Origin of the sequence: Flavobacterium psychrophilum DSM 3660 = ATCC 49418, from assembly GCF_002217405.1 — a bacterium.
GTDB classification, from domain to species: Bacteria; Bacteroidota; Bacteroidia; order Flavobacteriales; family Flavobacteriaceae; genus Flavobacterium; species Flavobacterium psychrophilum.
The window spans coordinates 1-5,372 of record NZ_MUHE01000059.1 but is presented as its reverse complement, the minus strand read 5'-3'; the positions used below and the strand labels follow the sequence as shown (position 1 = coordinate 5,372).

Below are 5,372 nucleotides of genomic sequence, written 5' to 3'. Positions count from 1 at the left end.
GGTGTAATTCTTTGTTGAAGTACGAAGAGGAATTTTATTCAGATTTTGAAATTTTAGATGAAGATGCAGAAGTAAATCCATTTGAACACGATAAGCAGATTTTTACATACAATTTATTGGAATATGTAGAAACCGAATTACAAAAGAGCAATTCAGAAGATGAAGAAATTGAAAACTTAATCTCTGAAACTATTGCATTAAAAAATAATTTACAAAATTTAACCAAAAAAGTTGTTATTAGAAAAATGTCCATAATCTTTTCAAAAGTTAAAAAGAAAGGATTAAAACTATTTTTAGACATTATCGATGTTGCGAAAAAGGAAATAATTAAAAAAGCATTATATGGTGGAATTGGAGAAATTGAACACCTGACAAATACTTTATGGTAATTTTTACGATCGCCCAACAGCCACTACAACGGATTTGGGTATTTGGCTTAATGGAAAGTTGGCCTTGTATTTGGGATGATTTGGAAAATCCGAAAATAGGGCTTAATTTAGTCCCAAACCCGCTGTAGTGCCAGAACGTTACCTGTAATTTTAACCCATGTCTCGTCCTAAAATAAGTTGACTAAAAATTAAACATTTTTAGCATCTATGGAAACACCAACAAATCAAGCCTGCCGAAAAAATGGCTATCAAAAAGTAACTTTCGAACACAAACTTTTTGTCATCGACCAAATCAATAATGGTCAAATATCTGCTAACTTTGCCTCCAAGAAGTATAATATTTCGCGAGCAACAATACAGTATTGGATGAAAAAACTAAGCAACTATACCAACAAAAAAACATTCGTTTCCAAAGACGATGAAATACGAAAACTTAAAGAAAAAATAGCTGATTTAGAAGGTATTAGGTATTTTCAACAAGATGTTATAATTGCGTTTGAAAAAATTACTGGGGAGGAACTTTCAAAAAAGTTATTGCCCGAGTCATTGAGCAATCCTATTCAAAAAAGAAAGAAAAAGCTTTCAAAATAAAATGGGTTTGTCAATCGCTCGGGTTATCTAAACAAGCTTATTATCAACAAATTAAACGAGATAAGGCTCGTGATTTGCAGAGAGATAAAATTATCGAATGGGTCATCGAATATCGAAAAATATTACCTAAAACGGGAACCAGAAAATTATTTGAATATTTACAACCCAAAATGCAAGAAATAAACATAAAAATGGGACGTGATGCTCTAAACGATTTACTTCGGAGTAGAGGAATGCTTATCAAAAAAACAAAAAGATATTTCATTACAACAGATTCTAAACATTTCTTTCACAAATCACCTAACTTACTGACTGACTTAAAAATAACGCATAGTGAACAAGTTTTTGTAACCGATATTACCTACATTAAAACCGATGCAGGTCACTCCTATTTGGCACTCGTAACAGATGCGTATTCTCGTAAAATAATGGGCTGGTCTTTACAAGACAATATGAAGGTTTCGATGGTAAAAGATGCTTTGAATATGGCATATAAAAACCGTGTTTTTAATCACAAAAACATCATACATCATTCCGATAGAGGCATTCAATATTGCTGTCCAGATTACTCACAATATGCAGAAAATAAAGGCTTTATACTCAGCACAACCCAACAATATGATCCGTACGAAAATGCTATAGTAGAGCGAATTAACGGAATTTTAAAGTATGAGTTTGGCTTAAGAAACACTATAAAATCTGTAGATATTGCCCAAAAAATGGTCACGCAAGCAGTAGATTTGTACAATAACTTAAGAATGCACTGGAGCTTGGATTTTAAAAAACCTCAAGAAGTTAATTTACAATACAATAAACAAGAAAATAAAAACTATAAAAAAGAAAAAAAAGTTGCATAAAATCAAAGCAAATCCTATTTTTGGAATGTTTATGTAAGGATGGAGATAGGCTCTGCTGAGGATCAACCTAACGAGTGCCAAAATCATAATCGTACAAAAATAAAGGCGAGATTGTCAAATAACAATTTTTCAATCTCTCTTTTTAAACTTTATTTTTGGGAAAGAAAAAACTAAAAAACCTACCTGCAAATTGGCTTGCCAATTTGACAAAATCAAAATAATTATTAACCCTAAAAAGGTCAACGTATTTTAGGATAAGACAAAACCCTACTAATCAAGACAACAATTTAACAAATTTGACACGTGGTACTAATAGTAATAATCATTTTCATTTCCTTCATAGCATTATCCATTGCAGGGCTAAAACTCTTAAAGAAAGGAGCAAATTCCAGAGAAATTACAATTGCTACCTTTTACATATTTTCAATAGCATTGTTTGCAATTGGAATGACAACTCATTCTAACTCATATTACAAAGCTATTGACCCTGTTGATATGGAATGTTACAGTCCATTTTCTGACAAAAACGCAATTACATTAATATTTTATACTTTAGTTTTCAATATTTCGTTGCTTTTAGTTTGGGTTAAGGGTAATATTTTACCACCATTAGCATTGACGCTTTCCCTGATTTTCATTTTAATTGGGACATTCTTAAATGTTGGTGTTTTGTTTCAAATATCAGTTCATAATACTGAAACACTTAACACATACAATAGTCGCGGAGAACAAATTTTATTTTTATTTGCACCATTATTTAGTGTAATACTTGGCGTTTATTTTATCTACAAAGCAACAACCCAAGAAATTAAAGAGGCATTTGAAAAAGCATACTCAAACAAAATTATAAACGCACTAAACACTTTTCTATCGACAAAAAGTAGAAATCCATTTTGGATAGTTTTACTGATGTTTCCAGTATTTTTTATTGTAACACTACTTTTAATTTTGTTTGGGCAAGACACAAACTCAATTATAAAAGTATTTACTGATACAGCAACTTGGAAATTTTCTCAGCAAGTACATCCGCCAATACTTGACCACAAAGGACATTACCTATGTACAGTTGCGACATCAGGACACCCAAAAATTGTAAAACCAATAAGGTTTGGAAAAAGAAACGGCAACCGAATAATTGTAAATAGACAACTTTTAATTGCAAACGCATTTGAAGAAATGATACAAGACATTTCGCCAAGACTTCATTTCAAAATAAGGACTATTTATGACCAATATGGATACAACCTTTCAAAGAAAATTAATACAACTTTTCTAGCTAGTGCGACATATATTTTGATGAAACCTTTGGAATGGATTTTTCTAATTTGTCTTTATTTAATTTGCAACAAGCCAGAACAAAAGATAAATAAACAGTATGCACAATAATGTACGAACGCCCAACAGCGGTAGCTGTTGCACAACTTGTAGTTTCGAATTTGATTACAAAATTATCATTATTAGTTATTTTTAACTAGTTGATTTACAGCAGTAATTAAAATTAAAACGCACAAAAAAAGTTGATTTTGGATCTTATTTTTAGTTGTGCAACAAGCACAGCCGTTTTGCAAAAGCGGGGGTTTCGTGCTTCTATGACAGTGAAGTGCTAAATTCAAGCTTTGTGCATCTAATGAAGTTTAGTGCTAAAAATCCCCGCCTTCGCAAAGCGGCAAAACGTTACCTGTAATTTTAACCCACATTATGGCTAAAACTAATTTGAAAAAATTAACACCAAAATGAATACAATTTATTAATTTCACTAAAAATTTAAAAATTATGTACAGAAAACGCAGATTAAATCTATTTAAAAATTTTATTCTCGCAATTGCGGGTTTATTTATTATTTTTTCATGTGAAAATGAAAAAATAAATAAAACAACAACTATAAATCAACATGAAGTAACACAAAAGATAGCTGAAAAAGTTGCATTAAATGTATTTAGATTTAAAAATAATGAACTTGCTAAATCTGCTCAAATTACCAAATCTATTGAAAATGTTACAACGTACAAAATGTCAACTACAAGTGATGTAAATGCCTTTTATGTTTTTAATTATAATGAAGGAGGTTTCTCAATAGTTTCAGCAGACGATAGAGTTAGTCCTGTACTTGCTTATTGTGATGAAGGTGCGTTTTCAACTAACATTAATGAAATTCCTGAACCTGTTCAATCTTGGATGGAAGAAGAAAAGGAAATTTCTCAAACTGTTAAAATTGAAAACTCAATTCAAACACCCGAAATTAAATTAGATTGGGATAGTGCACTCAATAAATTGCCTCCGCCAAAGGACCCAAATTGGTGTACAGATAATTTTTATCAAAAAGGTCCACTTTTAACAACTACTTGGGATCAAGGGAGTACATATAATAATTTGACTCCTATGGTTTGTCCAAATAGTTCAGGAGGTAGAGCACCAACAGGATGTATTGCTACTGCAATGGCTCAAATTATGAAATATTGGCATAAACCCAATTCTTATAATTGGATTAATATGCCTAATAGTTATGGTACAGTTGATACTCAATCATTAATGCGAGATATTGGAAATGGATGGATTAACTATGGTTGTAATGGTTCATCACAACAATCAAATAACATTTCTGGTAGATTTAATAATTTTGGTTATAACGCATCTTTTACAGATAATTATAGTGCCTCATTAATTACACAACAATTAAGTTGGAATAGACCAGTAATAGTCACTGGAGGTAGAAAGAAAGATGGTATATCATGGAATATGTATACTGAAGGACACGCATGGGTCTGTGATGGTTATCAGCAAATTGATATACGTTATATGGATGAAAACAATAATTGTCAAGGTTGGGGTTATCTATATTTACACATGAACTGGGGTTGGGGTGGTTATTGTAATGGTTGGTATAATGCTCATAATTTTAATCCAAGTACTTACACCTTCAACTTTAAAAGAAAAATAGTTTATAATATAACACCTTAAAAATAACAATTATGAAAAATTTTATTTTTTTAAGTATAATAAGTATAATTTCTTCTTGTACAAAAGATAATCCTGAACCAACAAGTACAAATTTAGATAACAGCGTAATTATATATTTAAACTCAAGTGAAGGTAATAATTTATTGAATACAATAAATTATAATTCAAATAATTATAGGATTTATTACAAAAACGGAAATGAATATATTGAACAAAATAATAGTAATTTAGATTATCCAAAGAATTTTTTCATTAATTCAGAAACTAATCCAATAAGTATGAAATTATTTTTGAATCATCTGTCGACAGAAACGAATCCAATTACGGTTGTAAAATGGAATGATACAGAATCCGATACGTTGAAAACTTTTTTTAGAAGAGGAACTGACAATAATACTGATTATGAAATTTGTGAAAAAATATGGTTAAACGATGCTTTAATTTGGGACATTAATAATAATCAGAATAGTAGACAAATAACAATAATAAAATAAAAACTACAGGTAACAGCGGTTTTAAAAAATTGGGGTTTAGGTTATAAACTTAAACCCTTTCTTGTAGACACTATCCCGCAAAG

At 30.4% G+C, this 5,372-nt stretch carries 6 protein-coding genes; all 6 read left to right on the top strand.

What is annotated here, in order from left to right; genetic code table 11:
- Positions 1-389: hypothetical protein (locus B0A57_RS12265; protein WP_165765256.1), on the top strand; the 389-nt coding region annotated here is incomplete at its 5' end.
- 207 nt (positions 390-596) lie between these two features.
- Entirely contained in the window at positions 597-980 is a 384-nt protein-coding gene (locus B0A57_RS11430; RefSeq protein ID WP_038466475.1) for a DNA-binding protein, read from the top strand.
- A complete protein-coding gene (locus B0A57_RS11425) occupies positions 923-1,837 on the top strand; it encodes an IS3 family transposase (RefSeq protein WP_106388619.1) in 915 nt (304 codons plus the stop codon). Before B0A57_RS11430 ends, B0A57_RS11425 begins: the two co-directional genes overlap by 58 nt.
- A 303-nt stretch (positions 1,838-2,140) precedes the next feature.
- On the top strand, positions 2,141-3,223 hold the full coding sequence (locus B0A57_RS11420) for a DUF6688 domain-containing protein (RefSeq protein WP_052079098.1): 1,083 nt from the start codon (positions 2,141-2,143) through the stop codon (positions 3,221-3,223).
- Between the two features lie 387 nt (positions 3,224-3,610).
- Positions 3,611-4,795, top strand: coding sequence for a C10 family peptidase (locus B0A57_RS11415; protein WP_038466470.1), 1,185 nt, complete (start codon positions 3,611-3,613; stop codon positions 4,793-4,795).
- A gap of 11 nt (positions 4,796-4,806) precedes the next feature.
- Complete coding sequence (locus B0A57_RS11410) at positions 4,807-5,289, top strand: hypothetical protein (RefSeq protein WP_038466466.1); 483 nt, start codon at positions 4,807-4,809, stop codon at positions 5,287-5,289.
- Positions 5,290-5,372 lie beyond the last annotated feature (83 nt).

Excerpts from the sequence above, each read along its gene's own strand:
- B0A57_RS11430 (WP_038466475.1), top strand. The coding sequence starts at position 597 with ATGGAAACACCAACAAATCAAGCCTGCCGAAAAAATGGCTATCAAAAA.
- B0A57_RS11415 (WP_038466470.1), top strand. The coding sequence starts at position 3,611 with ATGTACAGAAAACGCAGATTAAATCTATTTAAAAATTTTATTCTCGCA.
- B0A57_RS11410 (WP_038466466.1), top strand. The coding sequence starts at position 4,807 with ATGAAAAATTTTATTTTTTTAAGTATAATAAGTATAATTTCTTCTTGT.